Raw genomic sequence first — 19,409 nt, forward strand, 5'->3', positions numbered from 1 at the left:
CCCAGGTCAACACTTCGGAACAGTCACTGCCCGGACCCGCCGACATCCACCATAAGCCACGATCCATCCGCGCCGCTTGACAAAGAGGGGAGCCAAATGAGTAAATTGATCAAGGCCGGTCGCGTCCCGGCCGGTCGCCCGGATCGCCGCCTCGACGGTATCGAGCGACGCCGCGACCAGAATCGTCTCGTACGTCATACCCATGGTCTCTCCAATCAGCGTTCCTATGCGCCGAGCTCCGCCGCGTCACGCAGCACCACCCCGATACGGATTCTCACCCGGGTGCAGATGCTGGTTCAGGTCACGGGGCAGCCAGGGGCCGCAGCGCGGGCGTCACCGCCTCGAACACCCGGGTGAGGGCAGCCTCGTCGAACTCCCGGTAGTCCTCGGTGGCCTGCAGGCAGACGCCGTCTGCGGCCAGCGGCCCTGCCACCGCGTCGGCGCTCGCCGGGTTTCGGTTTCCAACAACCGGGTCGAAGCAGACCACAGCCAACTCAAGCACCGGCTCAGACCGATGCGTGGCCTACGGGCCGACCGGACCGTACAGACGATCATTGCCGGACACGCCTTCATGCAGAACCGCAGCGGATATTACGAACTCGGGCTCGACGCCCCGTCCGGGCTCCGTGTCGCCGTAGCGTTCACCGAGCTCGCCACCGCCATCTGAAGACCGGCCACGCACGCTTCCAACCCGTCGCCCTCGGATCCCCAAACGCAACAGCGCCCGTCAGTTTGCCTCACTTGAGTTGCCCCGGCCCCGGCGCCGCCCCACGCCCGCTGCGGGAACAGCCGGCCGGTGTCGGCGAACGCGCGGACAACACCCAACGCCGACCCGGTGCGGTGGAACTCGCCGAACGAGGGTCAGGCGGCGGAGGTGCGGACCAGCGTTCTGATCTGGCGGAGCAGCACCGAAATGGCGGGCAGGTTGCCCGGGGACTCGCCGAACTCGCCGATGGCGTTGCGGGTGCGGGCGATCAATGTGGCGTTGCTCTGTTCCCACTCGTGGACGCGGGCCTCGGCGTCGTCGTCGGGGGCCGTCGCGTTGAGGACGTCCGCTGTCAGGGCGGCCAGTGCGGCGTACAGGTCGTAGCGCAGCGCCATGCGGGCCAGGGTCTGCCAGCGGTCCTCGCGCGGCAGGCGGGAGATCTTCGACAGCAGGTCGTCGACCCGGAACCGCTCCGACAGCACGTAGTAGACCGTGGCGACCTCGTTGACGTCCCGGCCGGTCTGCGAGGCGACCTCGACGATGTCGAGGAGACCGAAGCCGTACATGATCCGGGTTGTCATGTCGGCGATCTCCGCCGGCAGGCCCAGCCCGCGCAGCGTGGCCGCGTTGGTGTGCAGCGCCTCGCGCTCCTGGCCGCGGAACAGCGTCTCCAGCTGCGGCAGCAGGCGCGAGATGCCGGGGCGCAGGCGGGCGATCTCGCCGGGGACGTCGATCGGCAGGCGCCGGTTGGAGACCAGCCAGCGGACCGCCCGGTCGAGCAGCCGGCGGGTCTCCAGGTCGACGGCCGTCTGCGCTTCCGTCGGAACCTGGTTGTCGAGGGACTCGACGGCGCGGCTGAGCTCGCTCAGCCCGTACACGTCCCGGGTCACCACGGACGCCCGGAGGATGTCGGCGGCGCCGGCCCCGGTCTCCTCCGACGCGCGGTGGAAGAAGGACGTGCCGCCGCGGTTGACTGCCTCGTTGACGACGGCCGTGGTGACGATCTCGCGGCGGAGCGGGTGCTCGGCCATCGCCTCTACGAAGCGCTTCCGCAGCGGGGTCGGGAAGTAGTCGACGAGCACTTCGTTGGTCCAGTCCTCATCGGGGAGGTTGGAGTCGAGGATCTCGTGTTCGAGGACGATCTTCACGTAGGACAGCACGACGGCGAACTCCGGTGAGGTCAGCGCGACGCCGACGGCGGCGCGGGAGTCGAGCTCCTCGTCGGTCGGCAGCCCTTCCAGGGTGCGGTCGAGCTGGCCGCGGCGCTCCAGGTCGGCGATGAGGCGCTTGTGTACCGGCAGCAGCGAGTGGGATTGCGCGCGGGCGTTGCCCAGCGCGGTGGCCTGGTCGTAGTTGTCGCGCAGCACGAGGTCGCTGACCTCGTCGGTCATCTGGGCCAGCAGCGGGTTGCGGTCGGCCTGGTCGAGCTGGCCGGCGGCGACGGCGCGGTCGAGCAGGATCTTGATGTTGACCTCGTGGTCGGAGCAGTCGACGCCGGCGGAGTTGTCGATGAAGTCGGTGGCGATGTGGCCGCCGCCGAGGGCGAACTCGATCCGGCCGAGCTGGGTCAGGCCGAGGTTGCCGCCCTCGCCGACGACCTTGGCGCGCAGCTCCCGGCCGTTGACCCGGATGTGGTCGTTGGCCTTGTCGCCGACGTCGGCGTGCGACTCGGTGGTGGCCTTGACGTAGGTGCCGATGCCGCCGTTCCAGAACAGGTCGACGGGGGCGGCGAGGATGGCGTGCATCAGTTCGTTGGGCGTCATTGCGGTGACCGCCGCCGGAATGCCGAGCGCGTCCTTCGCCTCCGGGGAGATCGGGATCGACTTCGCCGTGCGTGGGTAGACGCCGCCGCCGGCGGAGATCAGCGACTTGTCGTAGTCGTCCCACGAGGACCGGGGCAGCGCGAAGAGCCGGGCCCGCTCCTCGAACGACGTCGCGGCGTCGGGATCCGGGTCGACGAAGATGTGCCGGTGGTCGAAGGCCGCGACCAGCCGGATGTGCCGCGAGAGCAGCATCCCGTTGCCGAACACGTCTCCGGACATGTCACCGACCCCAATCACCGTGAACTCGGTCTGCTGGGTGTTGACGCCGAGCTCGCGGAAGTGCCGCTTGACCGACTCCCAGGCGCCCTTGGCGGTGATGCCCATCTTCTTGTGGTCATAGCCTGCGGAGCCGCCGGACGCGAACGCGTCGCCGAGCCAGAACCCGCATTGCAGCGAGATTTCGTTGGCGATGTCGGAGAACGTGGCAGTGCCCTTGTCCGCGGCGACCACCAGGTAAGGGTCGTCGGGGTCGTGGCGCACCACGTCGGGCGGCGCGACCACCTTGCCGCCGTCGAGGTTGTCGGTCACGTCGAGCAGGGCGGAGATGAACAGCTGGTAGCACTCGATGGCCTCGTCGCGGTCGCCCGGCTTCTCCTTGAGGACAAACCCGCCCTTGGCGCCGGTCGGCACGATCACCGCGTTCTTCACCATCTGCGCCTTGACCAGGCCGAGGATCTCGGTGCGGAAGTCCTCGCGCCGGTCGGACCAGCGCAGCCCGCCCCGGGCGACCGCGCCGAAGCGCAGGTGCACGCCTTCGAACCTCGGCGAGTAGACGAAGATCTCGAACTTCGGGCGCGGTGCCGGCAGGTCGGGGAACGACTGCGGGTCGAGCTTGAACGCCGTGTACGACTTGGGACGCCCCTGCTCGCCGCGCTGGAAGAACGAGGTGCGCAGGGTGGCCTGGATGACGTGCAGGAAGGAGCGCAGGATGTGGTCCTGGTCGAGGCTGGTTACCGTGTCGAGGTCCTCGTTGATCGCCGCGACCATCTCCGTCGACCACTCCGACCGCGCCGTCTCGGACAACTGCAGCCGCAGGTCGAAGCGAGCCGTGAACAGGTCCACGAGCTTCGAGGCGATCGCCGGGTACTGCAGGAGGGTGGTCTCCATGTAGTCCTGCGAGAACACCGTGCCGGCCTGGCGCAGGTACTTCGCGTAGGCCCGCAGGACGACCACCTCGCGCCAGGTGAGGCCGGCCTTCAGCGCCAGGGCGTTGAACCCGTCGACCTCGGCCTCACCGTGCCAGGTGGCGGAGAACGCGTTCTCCAGGTGGGGACGCACCTCGGTGATCGTCCGCGCGTCGGGCGGCAGTTGCAGCCCGAAGTCGTAGAGGTAGATGGTGCCGTCGGAGCGGACGATCTCGTAGGGCCGCTCGTCGGTGACCCGCACGCCGAGCGAGTGCAGCACCGGCAGCACGGCGGAGAGGATCATCGGCTTGCCGTAGCGGAGTACCTTGAACCGGATGTCGCTCTCGGCCTGGCGGCGCCGGTAGACGTGTATCACGAGCTGGCCCGGCTCGTCGAGCAGCTCCAGCTTGGCGACGTCCTGCACGGCCGCATTCGGCGTGTGGTCGTTTTTGTATGTGTCTGACAGCGCGCCGCCATACCGCTGGTAGAGCAGCTTGGCCTGGTGCTCGTCGTCGAGTTTGCGCTCCAGCACGAGCCGGAAGTCGTCGTCCCACAGCCGGGTGGCGTCGGCGAGCCGCTCGGTGAGACGGTCGACGTTGATATCGCCGGGTGGGTTGCCGGGCTCGGTGCGCACGATGAAGTGGACCCGCGCGAACTTCGACTCGCTGACCCTGGTCGTGTAGTCGACGCCGATGCCGTTGAGCTCGGCGAGGAGGATCTGCTGGATGCGCAGCCGGTTGGCGGTGGTGAACCGGTCCCGGGGCAGGTAGACCAGGCAGGAGATGAACCGGCCGTAGGCGTCGCGGTGCAGGAACAGTCGCAGCTGCCGCCCGGCCAGGCGCAGCACGCTCATCGCGGAGCGGTACAGCTCGTCGGTGGTGATCTGGAACAGCTCGTCGCGCGGGTAGGTCTCCAGGGTCTCCATCAGGTCCTTGCCGGAGTGGCTGCGCGGCGACAGGCCGGAGCGCTCCACCACCTCGGCGACCTTGCGCTTGACCACCGGCAGGTCCCGCACGCTGGTGCGATAGGCCGCGGAGGAGAACAGCCCCAGGAAGCGCTTCTCACCGGTCACGTTGCCATCGGCGTCGAACTGCTTGAACCCGATGTAGTCCATGTAGGCCGAGCGGTGCACGGTGGCACGCGAGTTGGCCTTGGTGATGATGAGCAGCCGCTTCTCCAGCGCCTTGGCGTAGGCCTCGGCGGTCATCGAGCTCAGCACACGCGGACGGGTCTGGTCGGCCCGCAGGACGCCCAGGCCCGAGCCGAGCACCGCCCGCAGCAGCTCCTCACCGTCGTCGCCCTTGATCAATCGGTACTCCCGGTAGCCGAGGAACGTGAAGTGGTCGTCCACCAGCCAGCGCAGCAGTTCGACGGAGTCGGTGATGTCCTTGTCCGGCACCGGCAGCTGCGCGCTGCCCAGCTCGTCGGCGAGCGTGAGCGCCTGGGTGCGCATCTTCGGCCAGTCCTCGACCGCCTCGCGCACGTCATCGAGCACCCGGGCCAGGTCGTTACGCAGTCGCTCGAGATCGGCCTCGTCACGGATCCGATCGACCTCGATGCGGATCCAGCTCTCCACGATGTCACCAGGCGCGGCGTCCTCGGGCTCGAGGTCGGCCCGGACCCGATCCAGCGCACCCAGCGGCGCCCGCCGCACGACGACGAGCGGGTGCACCAGCATGTTCACGTCGATGTTGCGAGACGACAGCGCACTGGTGACCGAGTCGACGAGGAACGGCATGTCGTCGGTGACGATCTCCAGCGACGTGCCGCCGGCGACACTCGTGCTCAGACGCAGCTTCAGCTCGCCGGGCACCCGCTGCTGGGCCAGCTCCAGGTGCGACCGCGTGGCCTCGACCATCCAGGCCACCTGGCAACCGGCGAGCTCCTCGTCGGGCACGAGGTGCCAGTAGCGCGCGACCAGCTCGGGGTCGGCGTCCTGGGCTGCCGCCAGAACGACGGCATCCGCGACCAGGTGCTCCGCATCAGGCACGTACTGCTCTGACTCGTCGTCCTCGACCGCAGGTTCGGCAGTGCTGGCGCTCACCCGGGTGGCCGTCGGCCGGTTCATCGGTTGTTCTCCTCACCCCGACGCTGTGGGCTAAGGTTCGCGTTCGACGCTTGATCCGCCTCCGCGGCGGTGGAATGGCTCGTGAGGCGATCGCCCCGTCACGCTTTGCGTAGGCAAACCCAAATATGCTCGAAAGGGGACAAGGTGGCCGCTTCTTGTAGTGTCCCTCAGCCTGCTCGGACCAGCCAGGATCACCTTCACCTGTGGGTAATGGGATGACGGTGTAGCGGGCGGCGTTGTGGGTCAACCGGCGCTGCCGGATGGCGTCGTTGAGTGCGCTGGACAGGGTGGCGATGCAGCGCCGTGCGGTGACCGGGGCCGCGGCCGGCGGCGAGTTGGGTACGGACGAGGTGGTCGACGTGCTGGTGGGTGAGGCGTTCCAGCCGGACGGCGCCGAAGGCCGGCAGGAGGTCGTTGTGCAGGTAGTCGCGGTAGTGCGCCACGGTGGTTGGATTGTTGGCGGGCCTTGGTGTCCAGCCAATGGACCTGGTACTCGGAGACGGTCTGCGCGTCGTCGAGGTAGACCCCGCCCGTTCGCTTCCAGCACTCGGGCGAGTGCTGCGCGGGCGCCGTTGCGTTCGCCATCGGAGTGCGCGTTTGGGCAAGTGCCGGCCCGGTCTTCAGATCGCGGTGACCCTCGCGGTCCTCGCCACGGTGCAGGTGCTCATGCCTGCGGTCGCCCGCGAGCACTACCGCGACCCGTTGTCGACCACGACGCCGCTCGTGGGTGTCCGGGATGCCGCATCAGGTGCGGGTCGACGAGCACGGTATGGCCGTGTCGATGCCGGTCGACATCCCCGGGTGCGTGGATCACCTCGGTGCGCACCGTCGACTCGGCGGGCCGCCCGTTCGCCGGACCGGTGCCGGAGGACTGCACGTCGTCGGCGTTCCCTCCGGCGGCGGGTGACGCGGCCGTCGACCAGCTTCGCCTCGGGCAATTGGTGACGTATCAGCCGGCTGGGCGGTACTGGGCGTTTCCAGTGGGTGGAGACGGCGAGCTATCTGGTGCTGACCCTCGGCCTGAGCGTCCTGTGTGCCGTGCGGATCCGGGCGGCTGCTATGTCGTGATCAGCCGTCGGCGTGACGTGCGACCTCATGACAAGCGGGTGGGCGGCGGATATCGTGTGGCCGTGAGTGAACGGCAGCCGCGGCGGGCATGGGGTTCCCTCGAGTCGGACATCATGGCGTTGCTGTGGGCGGCGACGGAGCCGTTGACGCCCGGGCAGGTGCAGACCGCACTGGCGCAGAGCCACGGCGATGACCGCACGGTCCTGGCCTACAACACGGTGCTGACGATCCTGACCCGGATGCACGACAAGGGGCTGCTGCAGCGGCAGCCTTCGGGTCGCGCGCATGCCTACCGGCCGACGCACGACGCCGCGACCGCGGCCGCCGCGCAGATGCGGGCGGTGCTCGACGGGCCGGGGGACCGGCGGGCGGTGCTGCAGCAGTTCGCCGATCGGCTGGACGCCTCCGACGTGGAGGTCCTGCGGGCCCTGCTGGAGCGCACCGACGGCGGTGCGCCTGGATGACCTGCCTGGTCTACCTCCCCCTGGTGCTGCCGCTGCTGCTGGTGCCGCTCACGCGGCGACTCACTCGCAGCACGCATCCGCAGACAGCGGCCCGGACGCTGGCGTTGTGTGCCGCCGTCACCGCGGCGGCGGGGGCGGGGACCCTGGCGTTGGTCGTCCTCACGTTGTTCGACGACCTGCCGGCGATGGAGCGCAGGGAGGCGCAGGCACTGTCGGCCGGGGTCGTGCTGCCGGAGCCGGTGCCGGACCTGGTGGCCGCCGCCGCGCTCCTGCTGGCGGGGTGGCTTGGATGGCGGATCATCACGCACACCCGGCAGCGCCGGTGTGTGGTACGTGACCTGCGCGCCGCAGGGCCGCCGCACAACGGGCTGCTGGTCGCGGACTGGGACCGCCCGCACGCCGTCGCGGTGCCCGGCCAGGGCCGGGGTGTCCGCCGCCGGTCCGGGCACGTGCTGGTGACTAGCGGACTGCTGCGGCTGCTCGACCCAGACGAGCGGGCGGCGGTCCTCGCCCACGAGCGGGCGCACCTGCGCCTGCGCCATCACCGCCTGATCGCGGTCGCCGGGCTCGCGGCGGCCGTGCACCCGCTCCTGCGGCCCGTCGCCGACGGGGTAGGGCTGCTGGTGGAGCGAGCCTCGGACGAGGACGCGGCATTGACCGTCGGCGACCGTCGGCTCGTCGCCCGTACGGTGGCCAAGGTCGCCCTCGCCTCGCAACCGGCCGCAGCTGGAGTGACCGACGACCCCGGCATCGGCGGACTGGGCATTGGCGGGTCCAACCTGATGTGCCGGATCGACGCGCTCACCCGTCCTCCGGTGCCGGTGAGCGGGGTCTGGTCGGTGTTGGCGTGTGCCGTCATGGCCGTCACCTCTGCCGCTGCGGGTGGTGCGGTCCGCGACTTCATCGCACTCATCCAGGCGTGGTCGCCGTCCGCCTGAATCGCACGTCCGAGCCATTCTTTTGCGCTCGGTAACACGTGTGCGGATGCGGTGAGTCCGTTTCTTCCCGTTCCTCCCACAACATGTAGGTGACATTTGTGAATGTCTCCAGTCGCATAGCCGACAGCGACACGCTGCGATATGAAACAGAAGTAGAACATGATCTTCACAAATGACTCGAACCGCGTCCGATTGGTCCGTATCGCCGGGATATGTGATCCGCTATTCACCGAACGGACTCATCTGCGGTAATTCACCTCCCGTTCATGAACCTTTCTTGCGATGGACAGCCAAACATATAGGCGAATACTGTTGCCGCTCAGACAGAGAGGCGCATCGCTCTCGCTTTCGTAATGACCCACACCACTCCAGTTTCGGGGGTGACGATCGGTTCGGCTGATCTGCACGAAGCATTGAGATCAACGGAAGCCGCCCTGGCATAGGGGCGGCCGCTGGGCAGGCGGCCGCTCTCCCTTCTTCGTGCCTGGTCGGCGCCATCTGGGCAGCTCACCGCAGTAGGCGGCGAGCTGTCGCGCAGCATCGCGGGAATTGCACGGAATTCTTCGGGCCGGCGACGCCGCCCCATTCAACCGTGCCCGAAAACACCATTCAGACGCGTCGAACACGCGAGCGAGAAGCCCCGGAGGTCTCTCTTGACCGACATTGCCGACGCACGACCCACGGACACCACATCGATCATCGATTTCGATCATGAACGGTCCGGTGAACGGGCCCAGCTGACGATCATCGTGCCCACCCGCAACGAGGTGGACAACGTCACGACCCTGTTCAGCCGGGTCAACGCCGCGTTCGCCGACATCCGGGCAGAGATCCTCATCGTCGACGACAGCGACGACAGCACCCCGTTCCTGGTCGCCGAGCAGGCACAGACCAGCACCCTGCCCGTCCGCCTGCTGCACCGCCCGTCGGACGAACGGCACGGCGGCCTCGGCTCGGCCGTCGTCGCCGGCGCCAGGCACGCCCGCGGCGAGTGGGTCGTCGTCATGGACGCGGACCTGCAGCACCCGCCGGAAGTCGTCGCGCACCTCGCCCAGGTCGCCGCCCGGCACAGCGCGGACATCGTCGTCGGCACGCGGTACGCGGGCAACGGTTCGACCGGCGACGGCCTCGACGGCGCCCGGCGCACCGCCGGATCCTCGACCGCGACCAGGCTCGCCAAGGCGCTCTTCCCCCGGCGCCTCGCCACGGTCACCGACCCGATGAGCGGACTGTTCGCGTTCCGCCGCGCCGCGGTGCAGCTCGACCGGCTCGACCCGATCGGGTTCAAACTGCTGCTGGAGATCCTCGTCCGGCACCCCGGCAGCACCGTGGCCGAGGTCAGCTACGAGATGGCGGCCCGGCACGCCGGCGACTCCAAGGCCTCGTTCAAGGAGGCGATGACCTACCTGCGGCACCTCACGCGACTGCGTCGGCACCGGCTCGCCGGGCAGCTGAAGCAGGCGCCGAAGACCAGACGGGAGCGGCTGCAGCAACTCGGCCGGATGGTCGCCTTCGGCCTCGTGGGCCTGTCCGGCGTCGCGGTGAACACCGCTGCGCTGTGGGCGGCGTACTCCGCCGCCGGCCTCAACCACCTGCTCGGCGCCGCGATCGCCACCCAGGCCTCGACACTGTGGAACTTCGCGCTGATCGAGCAGCTGGTGTACCGCCGCAAGGGCAACGGCACCTGGACCAGCCGCGCGATCCGCTTCTGGGCGATGAACAACCTCCTGCTGCTCCTGCGGCTGCCCGTGTTGCAGGTGCTCGTGCTGACCGGCATCGGCGTCCTGGTGTCCAACGGCATCACGCTCGTCGTGCTGTTCCTGCTGCGGTTCCTGCTCAGCGACCGGGTCATCTACGGCACCCGCACCGGCGAGCCCGCCCGGGACCCGGTGCGCCTGCTGGTCGACCACGGCCCGCACACCGAGCCCGCCGTGTCGGGCAAACGGCGCTCCAGCTACCTCAAGTACCGCTACGACATCGCCGGCACGGTCACCATCGGCTCGCAGATCATGCTGCCGGAGCTGGAGTTCTTCCGCGCCCAGTGGGTCGCCGACGACAGCGTCGACATCGCGGTGCGCGTCGGCGACGTCGGCAACCGCAGGCCGCGGCGGCGCGCCGCGATGACCGAGTTCGCCGACCCGGCGACCCTGCGCTACGAGGAGCACCTCGGCCGCTTCGGCGCCAACTTCCGGGTCCAGCTCGGCGACCAGATCAACATCGTCGTGGGCCCGCTGCTGGCGCGTTCACCGCACGTGGTCTACACGAACATCGTCGAGGCGCTGCTGCGGTTCGTGCTGATCTCCAGGGGCCGGATGCTGCTGCACTCGGCGTGCGTCACGCTCGGCGGCGTCGGCGTGATGCTGTCCGCGCTGACCGACACCGGCAAGACCGCCACGATCCTGCGCCTGCTGCGCGACCACGGCGGGCGGTTCCTGTCCGACGACATGACGCTCGTCGACGCCCAGGGCAACGCCGTGTGCTTCCCGAAGCCGCTCACGATCAGCTCGCACACGCTGCGCGCGGTCAACGCCACCGACCTGACCAGCAGGGAGTGGCGCCGGCTGCAGTGGCAGAGCCGGTTGCACTCCAAGGGCGGCCGCTCGCTGGCACTGACCCTGGCGAAGTTCAACGTGCCGATCATGGGGATCAACGCCCTCACGCAGATGCTGGTGCCGCCGCCGAAGTACACCGTCGACCGGCTGGTGCCGTGCAAGCTCGGCAGCACCACCACCGTCGAGGAACTGTTCATCATCGAACGTGGCGCGCCCGCCATCGCGGACCTCACGTTCGAGGACACCGTCGAACGGATGATCACCAACACCGACGACGCGTACGGGTTCCCGCCGTTCCGGTACCTCGCGCCCGCCATCACCGTGGACGGCCTGGGCTACGCGCAGCTGCGCGCCAAAGAACGGCAGATCCTGCAGGGCTTCCTGGCCAACATCAGGACCCGGTCGGTGGCGTCGGACACCTTCGGCTGGGCCGACGAGATCCCCAAGCTGATCCGCGCCGACGCCGTCGCGCCGGGGCCGGAACCGACGGCGGCGCGTGAACAGGACACGTTTCCGAACTGGCGGGCCGCCACCCGGCTGGCCCCAGCCGGAGGCACGGCATGACCGGCCAGCGAAGCGGCTCGGGCCGGTCATCAGAGGCACAGCAACGGGGCATGCGCCCGGAACGAAGTGAGGACGCATGACCGTCGCGTTCATCGTCCTGTACAGCCTGGTGACCGCGGTGCTGTTCATCGTCGCCGCGACGACCCTGATGTGGATGATCGACTCGTGGCGGACCCCACGGGCGCTCGGCCAGATGCCCTTCCCGGCACCCGACGAACCCCGGCTGTCGTTCTCGCTGATCGTGCCCGCGCGGCACGAGGAGGCGGTCCTGGCCGACACGGTCCGCCGGCTGCTGGAACAGAACCACCCGTCGCTGGAGGTGCTGGTGGTCGTCGGTGACGACGACCCCGGCACCGCCGCGGTGGCGCACCGGCTCGCCGAACGCGACCCACGCGTGAAGGTCGTCGTGGACGACAGCGTGGTGAAGAACAAGCCGAAGGCGCTCAACCGTGCCCTGCCCCTGTGCACCGGCAAGGTCGTCGGCGTGTTCGACGCCGAGGACGAGGTCGCCCATGAGCTCCTCGAACACGTCGACGCATGCTTCCGCAAGACCCACGCGCACGTGGTGCAGGGCGGCGTGCAACTGATGAACTACCGCTCCAGCTGGTGGGCACTGCGCAACACGCTGGAGTACTTCTTCTGGTTCTCCAGCAGGCTGCACTTCCACGCCCGCAGCGGGTTCATCCCGCTCGGCGGCAACACGGTGTTCATCCGCACCGACCTGCTACGCCTCGTCGGCGGCTGGGACACCGAGTGCCTCGCCGAGGACTGCGAGCTCGGCATCCGGCTTTCGGTCGCCGGCGCCCACGTCGCGGTCGCCTACAGCCCGCAGCTGGCGACCCGGGAGGAGACCCCGCCGTCGCTGCAGGGCCTCATCAAGCAACGCACCCGGTGGAACCAGGGCTACCTGCAGGTGCTGCGCAAGGGCGAGTGGCGGCGCCTGCCCACCAGGAGCAAACGCTGGATGGCGCGGTACCTGCTCGCGTCGCCGTTCCTGCAGGCGTTCGCCGGTGTCCTCGTCCCCGTGTCGCTGCTGTCGATGGTGCTGTTCAAAGCGCCGGCACTGTTCGTGCTGTTCACCTTCGTGCCGCTGGTGCCGACGGTGGCCACCATCGCCGTGGAGATCATCGGGCTGGCGGAGTTCAACCGGATGTTCACGCTCAAGGCCAGGTTCCGCGACTACGCGAAGCTCGTCGCCGGCGCGATCCCGTACCAGCTGCTGCTGTCGGTCGCCGCCATCCGCGCGTCGGTCCGCGAGGTGCGGGGCCAGCGCGGCTGGGAGAAGACCGAGCACGTCGGCGCCCACCGCGAACTGGAGGTGGTCGGCTCATGAGCGCGCCCGTGCTGTACGACATCGAACTGCCGCCGCTGGACATCGACCTCGGCGACCCGCCGCCACCGCCAGCAGGACGCCACCGGCGACACCTGCGGACCGCGATGGCTTGGCTGCGGGAGCGGCGCTGGGACGCACTGACCGTCGCGGTGCTCACCGTCGTCGGCGGCGTCGTGCACGCGGTCGGGATGCGCCGCTCACCGGCCCGCTTCGACGACGAGGGCACCTACACCGCCTACGCGTGGGCGGTGCAGCACATCGGGCACCTCGGCCACTACACGTACTGGTACGCCCATCCGCCGCTCGGCTGGATGCAGATCGCCGCGTACAACGTGTTCACCGGCGCCCCCGACCGGGCCCCGTACGCGATCGCGTCGACCCGCGAGCTCATGCTCGTGTGCAAGCTCATCTCGATCCCGCTGCTGTTCGGGCTCGCGCGGCGGCTCGACTTCACCCGGTTCGGCAGCACGATCGCGGTGCTGCTGTTCGCGTTGAGCCCGCTATCGGTGTACTTCACCCGCGCCGCGCTGCTGGACAACATCGTCACGCCATGGCTCGTCGCCGCGTTCTTCTTCGCCGCCTCCCCGCGCCGCAGCGTGGTGGCCGCCATCGCCAGCGGCGGGTCGTTCGCCGTCGCCGTGCTCAGCAAGGAGACGGCGCTGCTGTACCTGCCCGCGGTGGCCCTGCTGCTGTGGATGCGCTCGGACCGGCGCAACCGCAGGTTCACCGTGACGATGTTCGCCACCTGCTTCGGGCTGCTGTGCGCGGCGTACCCGCTCTACGCGCTCATCAACAACGAACTGCTGGCCGGCCCGGACCACGTCAGCATCGAGTACGCGGTGCGCTGGCAGCTGTTCGAACGCGTCGGCAGCGGCGACATCTTCGACCCGAAGAGCACCGCGCACGCGGTCATCCAGTCCTGGATCGACCAGGACCGGTGGCTGCCGACGCTGTCGCTGCTGGTCGCGATCCCCGGGCTGCTCATCCGCCGGACCCGGGCCGTCGCCGCCGCGTTCTGCATCCAGGTGACACAGATGCTGCGCGGCGGCTACCTGCCCTACCCGTACGTGATCGCGATGATCCCGTTCGCCGCGCTCACCGTCGCCGGCGTCGCGGACTGGTTGTTCGCCGGCCGGCTCGTCGTCGTGCCCTGGATCCGGGACCGCATCGACTCGACGCTGCGGGGCCGCCTCGGCGCGCCCGCGGTGCGGCGCGGCCGGCAGGTGCTCGTCGGCGCGGCCACGATCGTCCTCGCGGTCATCGTCGCGCACTCCTGGCAGTACGGGCTGAAGGACCTCCGCACCAACGACCGCGACGCCGGCAAGGCGGCCGCGCTGCGGTGGGTGCTGGACAACGTCGGCAAGGACGAGTACCTCGTCGTCGACGACGCGTTCTGGGTCGACCTCGTCGAGGCCGGATATCCGCGCGACCACGTCATCTGGTTCACGAAGCTCGACGTCGACAAGGACGTGAAGCTGCCCGGAACACCGCAGTGGGCGGCGATCGACTACGTCCTGCTCGACCACCAGGACGACCTGTCGGTGCACCTGCAGGGCGACGGGCAGCCGTCGAAGGACACCCTGAACCTCTTTCCCACGCTCGGCAAGGCGTTGCAGCACAGCCACCCGGTCGCGACGTTCGGCGCCGGCCTGGACACGGTCTCGGTCCGGGCCGTCGACCCCTCCGCGAGCGCGAAGAAGGCCGTCGGCCCCAGCGCGGAGAAGGCGGGAGGCTGACCGGTGACCGCGACACGGACCCGCACGGCTCAGCCGTCACGGCGTCCGTCCGCGCGCGATCAGGTCGCCCGGCACCGTGTCCCGACGCGGTGGCGCGCGGCCGCCGGCGCCGCCGCCATCTCGGCGGCGCTCTGTGCGGTGGCACTGTCCACTGTGGTCGTCGGGTGGCGGCTGCAACGCCCCGCCCCCGTCGTCGTGTGCGGCACCGACGCGCTGCAGGCCGACGCCCTCGCCGGGCTGGCGCACTTCTCGGCCTGGCTGCGCCGCGAGGACGCCTCCGGGTTCGTCGGTGAGGTCGGCTGGCCGTCCGGCGATGACAGCGGGCAGTGGAACGCGCTCGGCGACGTCTGGTACCGCGCCGCGGACGCGATCGGACTTCCCGTCACCGCCTGGGCGGCCGGGCGGTGGCCGCCGAACTACCGGATGACCGTCTACCGCTCCGGGCCCACCGGGGCCGCCGCCGGGTCGCAGGCGCCGGTCGTCGAGGCGCACCCGGGCAACGGAACCTACCTGCGCGGCGTGGCCCTGGCCAGCGGCTCGTTCGGCACCGGCGACGGCACCGCGTTCAGCAACCTCAATCCCGGGCGGTACGGCTCCGACTACACCTACGAGGACGCCGGCTTCTACACCTACCTCGGCGGCCGCGGGATCCAGCTCGTGCGGCTCGCGGTCAGCTGGGAACGACTGCAGGCCACGCCGTCGGGGCCGCTGGTCGCCGCCGAGCTGACCCGGGTGCGCACCGCCGTGAGCTGGGCCGCCGCCGCCGGGCTGAGCGTCGTGCTGGACCTGCACGGCTACGGCGACTACGCCCTCGGCGGCCCCGGCGGTGTCCGCCGGGTCCCGCTCGGCTCGGCGGAGCTGCCGGCGGCGGCGCTCGCGGACCTGTGGTCCCGGCTCGCCCGCGCCACCGCGGACCTGCCGATCGCCGGCTACGGGCTGCTCAACGAGCCGACGAGGCTGGCGGCGAAGGGCCGCGACGCGGCGCTCATCTGGGAACGCGCCTCGCAGCAGGCGGTGCGGGCGATCCGCAGCACCGGCGACCGCCGGCGGGTGCTGGTGTCCGGGTACGCGCAGATGTCGCCGGCCGACTGGGGCCGGCTGCACCCGCACGCCTGGGTCGACGACCCCGCCCGGCGGGTCACCTATGAGGCCCATGACTACTTCGACCAGGACAACAGCGGCCGGTACCGGGCCGGCTACGCCGACGAGGTGGCCCGCGCCGCGACCTCGACGCCGCTGTGCCAGTCGCTCGTCCCGATGACCCGGAGGTCCCTGTGGTGAAACCGCCCCTCGGCGCGCGCGGCCTGCTCGTCGCCGTCGCCGTCGTCACCGTCCTGACCGCGGCGGGGGTGCTCGTCGCCGAGCGGCTCCGCCCCGCACCGGCGCCCGCGGTCCGCGCCAACGCCCGCCCTTCGGCGCTGCCCGCCGGACCCGGCGGCGCCGCCGAGGTCGTCGTCGGCCCCGACGGCGCCCAGATCTTCTGCCCCAGCGGCGCCGCGCCGACGATCACCGTCAACGACGCCGCGTTCGAGCCCGCACTGAGCGACGGCCGGTCGTTCACCGCCGGGAAGTACCGCATCCGGCTGCGCGGCCTCGTCATCAACGAGACCACCGCCTCCATCGCCGTCGACACCTACGTCGTGCGCGTCGGCGACACGGTGTGGCCGGCGACGGTCCACGGCCCGGCCACCGTCCAGGCCGGCGGCGCCGACGAGCTCACCGTCGAGGCCACCTACGACAGCACCGGGCCGACCCAGGCCAGCGTCCACGTCACCATGCAGTGGGTCTGGTCGGCCACCGCCCTGCGGCCGTGCGGCAAACGCGGCCTCGTCGAAGACGACTGAACCTCTTCTCCAGGAGCGACCATGATGTCCGACCCCGCATTAGCCTCACCCGCCGCCGTCCCGCCGCGCCGCCGCCTGCTGCGCGCCGCGGTGCTCACCGCCGTCTCCGCGCTGCTCGTCGGCACGTGGGTCACGATCTCCGACGCCGCCGGCCCGCTCACCGTCAAGGCCTCCGCCGATGCCACCGTCGTGTCGGACCAGCCCGACGCCAACCAGGGCGGCCTGACCGACCTGACGGTCCGGGCCGCGTCCGCCGACAAGCCCACCGCCGTGGCGTACGTGAAGTTCGTCGTGTCTGGGCTGACCGCCGCGCCGGCCGGCGTGCAGTTGCAGCTGTTCAGCTACGCGCAGTCGTCCACCGGGGTGCAGGTCTGGACCGCGCCGAGCGACTGGACCGAGCCCGCCATCACCTGGAACACGGCCCCTCCGGCCGGAGCGACGATGGTCGCGAACATGGCCAACCTGACCGTCAACGCCTACGCCACCGCCGACGTCAGTGCCGCCGTCACCGGCAACGGCACCTACACGTTCGTGATCACCACGACGTCGACGGTGAGCAAGAAGTTCGCCAGCCGTGAGGTCGCCGCGACCCCGCCGCAGCTCGTGGTCAACACCGGCGCCCCCGCCACCATCACTGCCACAGCCGGCTCGGGGCAGTCCACCGCACCGGGGACGGCGTTCGCCGCGCCGCTCGTCGCCACCGTCACCGACGGCGCCGGCGCGCCCGTGACGAACCTGCCGGTCACGTTCACCGCACCAGCCGGCGGGGCGTCGGCGACGTTCACCGGCGGCGCCGCCGCGGTGTCTGTCACCACCGACGCGAACGGCCAGGCCACCTCGCCCACCCTGACCGCCAACGCCGTCAACGGCGCCTACACCGTTTCGGCGACCGCCGAGGGCACCTCGGGGCCGGTCGCGTTCACGCTCACCAACGGCACCGCCACCGGCCCATCACCGTCCGCCTCACCGTCCGCCTCGCCGTCCCCGTCGCCCACGGGCACCGTCAACACGTACACCTTCAAGGCCACCGCGGACGCGTCGCTGCGCTCTGACCAGCCGGACACCAACTTCGGCACCGACTACGTGCTCAACACCAACGCCAGCCCCGCGATCACGTCGTTGCTGCGGTTCGCCCCGGCCGGCATGACCGGGACCGTCACGTCGGCGACGCTGCAGGTGTACAGCTTCTCCACCTCGACCCTGGGCGTGCAGGTGTTCACAGCGCCGGCGACCTGGACGGAGTCGACGGTCACCTACGCCACGGCGCCCGCGATGGGTGCACAGGTCGGTTCGGGGCCGAACATCACGGTGAACACGTGGGCGTCGATCGACGTGACCGCCGCGGTCACCGGCAACAGCACGGTCGGGCTGGGCCTGACCACGGCCCGGGTCGGCACCAACAAGGTCGCGAGCCGGGAGTCCGCCGCAACCCCACCGACGCTGGTGGTGAAGACCGTGACCGGGGCGTCCCCGTCGCCGTCCGCTTCCCCGTCCCCGTCCGCGTCTGCGTCGGCCTCGCCGACGCCCACGCCCTCGCCCACGCCGGGCGGGACCGGCACCACGCTGACCGCCATGGGCGGCGCGACGCAGACCGTCATGGTGGGCGGCACGTTCGCCTCGGCGCTCAGCGCCCGCGTGACCAGGCCGGGCGGCGGGACCGTGGCGAACCTGCCGGTCACGTTCACCGCACCGGGCACCGACCCGACCGCGGCGTTCCCCGGCGGCGCGCACGAGGTCACCGTCACCACCGACGGCGCCGGCGTGGCGACCAGCCCGCCGCTGCAGGCCGGCCCGAAGAGCGGCACCTACGCGGTCACGGCGACGACGGACGGTGCCGCCCAGGCGGCCGCGTTCAGCCTCACCAACACCGACCCGACCATCGTCGCCGCCGGCGACATGGCGTGCCCGATCGGCAAGACCCCCAGCGTCACCACCTGCCAGCAGATGGCCACCTCCGACCTGGCGCTCAGCCTGCACCCCGACGCGGTGCTGCCGCTCGGCGACGACCAGTACGAGAAGGGCACCCTGGAGGAGTTCCAGCAGATGTACGCCCCGTCGTGGGGACGCCTCGACCCGATCAGCCGCCCCGTGCCGGGCAACCACGAGTACGGGTACATCGGCAGCGCCGTCGAACCGACCGGCGGCACCGGCTACTTCACCTACTTCGGTAACCGTTCGCACCCGCTCGACCCGGGCTGCACGACGCTGTGCAAGTCCTGGTACAGCTGGGACATCGGCAACTGGCACATGATCGCGCTGGACAGCCAGTGCGGCGTCGTCGGCGGGTGCAACCCGGGCAACCCGCAGTATCAGTGGCTCCTGGCGGACCTCAACGCCAACACGAAACCGTGCACCCTGGCCTACTGGCACATCCCGATGTTCTCCAGCAGCCAGGACCACCAGCCGGACATGACCTCGATCTACTCGCTGCTCTACACGAAGAACGCGGACGTGGTGCTCAACGGTCACGCCCACTTCTACGAGCGGTTCGGCCCGCAGACGGTCACCGCGGTCGCCGACCCGGCGCGGGGCATCGCCGAGTTCATCGTCGGCAGCGGCGGCCGCAACTTCTTCAGCATCCGTGCGACCCCGTCGCCCAACAGCGAGGCCCGCATCGCCAACACGTTCGGCGTGCTGCAGATGACGCTGTCGGACAACTCCTACAGCTGGCAGTTCGTCGGTACCAACGCCGGCGGCAGCACCGACAGCGGCTCCGCGTCCTGCCACTGAGCGCAACCCGCGCGCCGAGGGGGTACGCCGCGTACACCCTCAGCGCGCGAACCGCCGTCCGTCCCCAGAGGTTGCGCCGGGTGATCGCGCTGTTCGGCGCGCTCGGCGGTGCGGAGCATGGCTGGGAGGTGCCGGCGGAGGAGCGCACGCTCAGCGCGGTCGCCGCGCGGCTGGTCGGGTGGGCCGAGCGGAGTCAGCCGCGGAACTCGGTGCTGCTGTGGATGGGGCACGGCGAGTCCGATGGCCGGGACGCCTGGCTGGCCGTCTACGACAGCCAACGGGGCGCAGGGCCACGGCGGTGAACATGACCACCCTCGCCGACGCGATCCGGGAGGGGCACCGGCGGCGCAACGAGGACACCTGGAGCCTCGTGGTGGCCGCCGGGGAGCGACCACGTGCCGGCGCCGTGCGCGCCGCGGCGCCGTCCCATCAGGAATCTGCCGTCGCGGAACACGAACA

12 protein-coding genes and 1 pseudogene are annotated in these 19,409 nt (G+C 70.4%); 10 read left to right on the forward strand and 3 right to left on the reverse strand.

The window, feature by feature from the left end:
* Window positions 1–6 precede the first annotated feature (6 nt).
* Together AB0K00_RS52170 and AB0K00_RS52175 are read right to left on the reverse strand one after the other, a co-directional pair.
* Window positions 7–204: a hypothetical protein gene (locus tag AB0K00_RS52170; RefSeq protein WP_363538318.1), complete on the reverse strand. Its 198-nt coding sequence runs from the start codon at window positions 202–204 to the stop codon at window positions 7–9.
* A gap of 97 nt (window positions 205–301) precedes the next feature.
* On the reverse strand, window positions 302–502 hold the full coding sequence (locus AB0K00_RS52175; RefSeq protein WP_363538346.1) for a hypothetical protein: 201 nt from the start codon (window positions 500–502) through the stop codon (window positions 302–304).
* Between AB0K00_RS52175 and AB0K00_RS52180 the strand changes: the two are divergent.
* A pseudogene (locus AB0K00_RS52180) lies at window positions 464–667 on the forward strand (DDE-type integrase/transposase/recombinase); the annotation flags it as partial. The gene AB0K00_RS52175 and the pseudogene AB0K00_RS52180 sit on opposite strands and share 39 nt — an antisense overlap.
* Window positions 668–861: 194 nt before the next feature.
* Here AB0K00_RS52180 and AB0K00_RS52185 read toward each other — a convergent pair.
* A complete protein-coding gene (locus AB0K00_RS52185) occupies window positions 862–5,721 on the reverse strand; it encodes an NAD-glutamate dehydrogenase (protein ID WP_363538319.1) in 4,860 nt (1,619 codons plus the stop codon).
* 1,130 nt (window positions 5,722–6,851) lie between these two features.
* On the opposite strand from AB0K00_RS52185, the gene AB0K00_RS52190 reads away from it, so the two are divergent.
* The 9 genes from AB0K00_RS52190 (at window position 6,852) to AB0K00_RS52230 (ending at window position 19,252) form a co-directional block, all read left to right on the forward strand.
* A complete protein-coding gene (locus AB0K00_RS52190) occupies window positions 6,852–7,253 on the forward strand; it encodes a BlaI/MecI/CopY family transcriptional regulator (protein ID WP_363538320.1) in 402 nt (133 codons plus the stop codon).
* Window positions 7,250–8,191 carry a M56 family metallopeptidase gene (locus AB0K00_RS52195; protein WP_363538321.1) on the forward strand — a complete coding sequence of 314 codons (942 nt, stop codon included), beginning with the start codon at window positions 7,250–7,252 and terminating at the stop codon, window positions 8,189–8,191. The genes AB0K00_RS52190 and AB0K00_RS52195 overlap by 4 nt, the downstream gene beginning before the upstream one ends.
* A 653-nt stretch (window positions 8,192–8,844) precedes the next feature.
* Window positions 8,845–11,307, forward strand: a complete 2,463-nt coding sequence (locus AB0K00_RS52200) for a glycosyltransferase (RefSeq protein WP_363538322.1) — start codon at window positions 8,845–8,847, stop codon at window positions 11,305–11,307.
* A 76-nt stretch (window positions 11,308–11,383) separates the two neighbouring features.
* Window positions 11,384–12,640, forward strand: coding sequence for a glycosyltransferase (locus tag AB0K00_RS52205; RefSeq protein WP_363538323.1), 1,257 nt, complete (start codon window positions 11,384–11,386; stop codon window positions 12,638–12,640).
* Window positions 12,637–14,376, forward strand: a complete 1,740-nt coding sequence (locus AB0K00_RS52210; protein ID WP_363538324.1) for a glycosyltransferase family 39 protein — start codon at window positions 12,637–12,639, stop codon at window positions 14,374–14,376. Before AB0K00_RS52205 ends, AB0K00_RS52210 begins: the two co-directional genes overlap by 4 nt.
* Before the next feature lie 3 nt (window positions 14,377–14,379).
* Window positions 14,380–15,657 (forward strand): cellulase family glycosylhydrolase, encoded by a 1,278-nt coding sequence (locus AB0K00_RS52215; RefSeq protein ID WP_363538325.1) that lies wholly within the window; start codon window positions 14,380–14,382, stop codon window positions 15,655–15,657.
* Window positions 15,654–16,220, forward strand: coding sequence for a hypothetical protein (locus tag AB0K00_RS52220; protein ID WP_363538326.1), 567 nt, complete (start codon window positions 15,654–15,656; stop codon window positions 16,218–16,220). Before AB0K00_RS52215 ends, AB0K00_RS52220 begins: the two co-directional genes overlap by 4 nt.
* Before the next feature lie 21 nt (window positions 16,221–16,241).
* Entirely contained in the window at window positions 16,242–18,950 is a 2,709-nt protein-coding gene (locus AB0K00_RS52225; RefSeq protein ID WP_363538327.1) for a DNRLRE domain-containing protein, read from the forward strand.
* A gap of 80 nt (window positions 18,951–19,030) precedes the next feature.
* Complete coding sequence (locus tag AB0K00_RS52230) at window positions 19,031–19,252, forward strand: hypothetical protein (RefSeq protein ID WP_363538328.1); 222 nt, start codon at window positions 19,031–19,033, stop codon at window positions 19,250–19,252.
* Window positions 19,253–19,409: the final 157 nt, after the last annotated feature.

The organism is Dactylosporangium sp. NPDC049525 (genome assembly GCF_040676755.1).
Taxonomy (GTDB): domain Bacteria; phylum Actinomycetota; class Actinomycetes; order Mycobacteriales; family Micromonosporaceae; genus Dactylosporangium.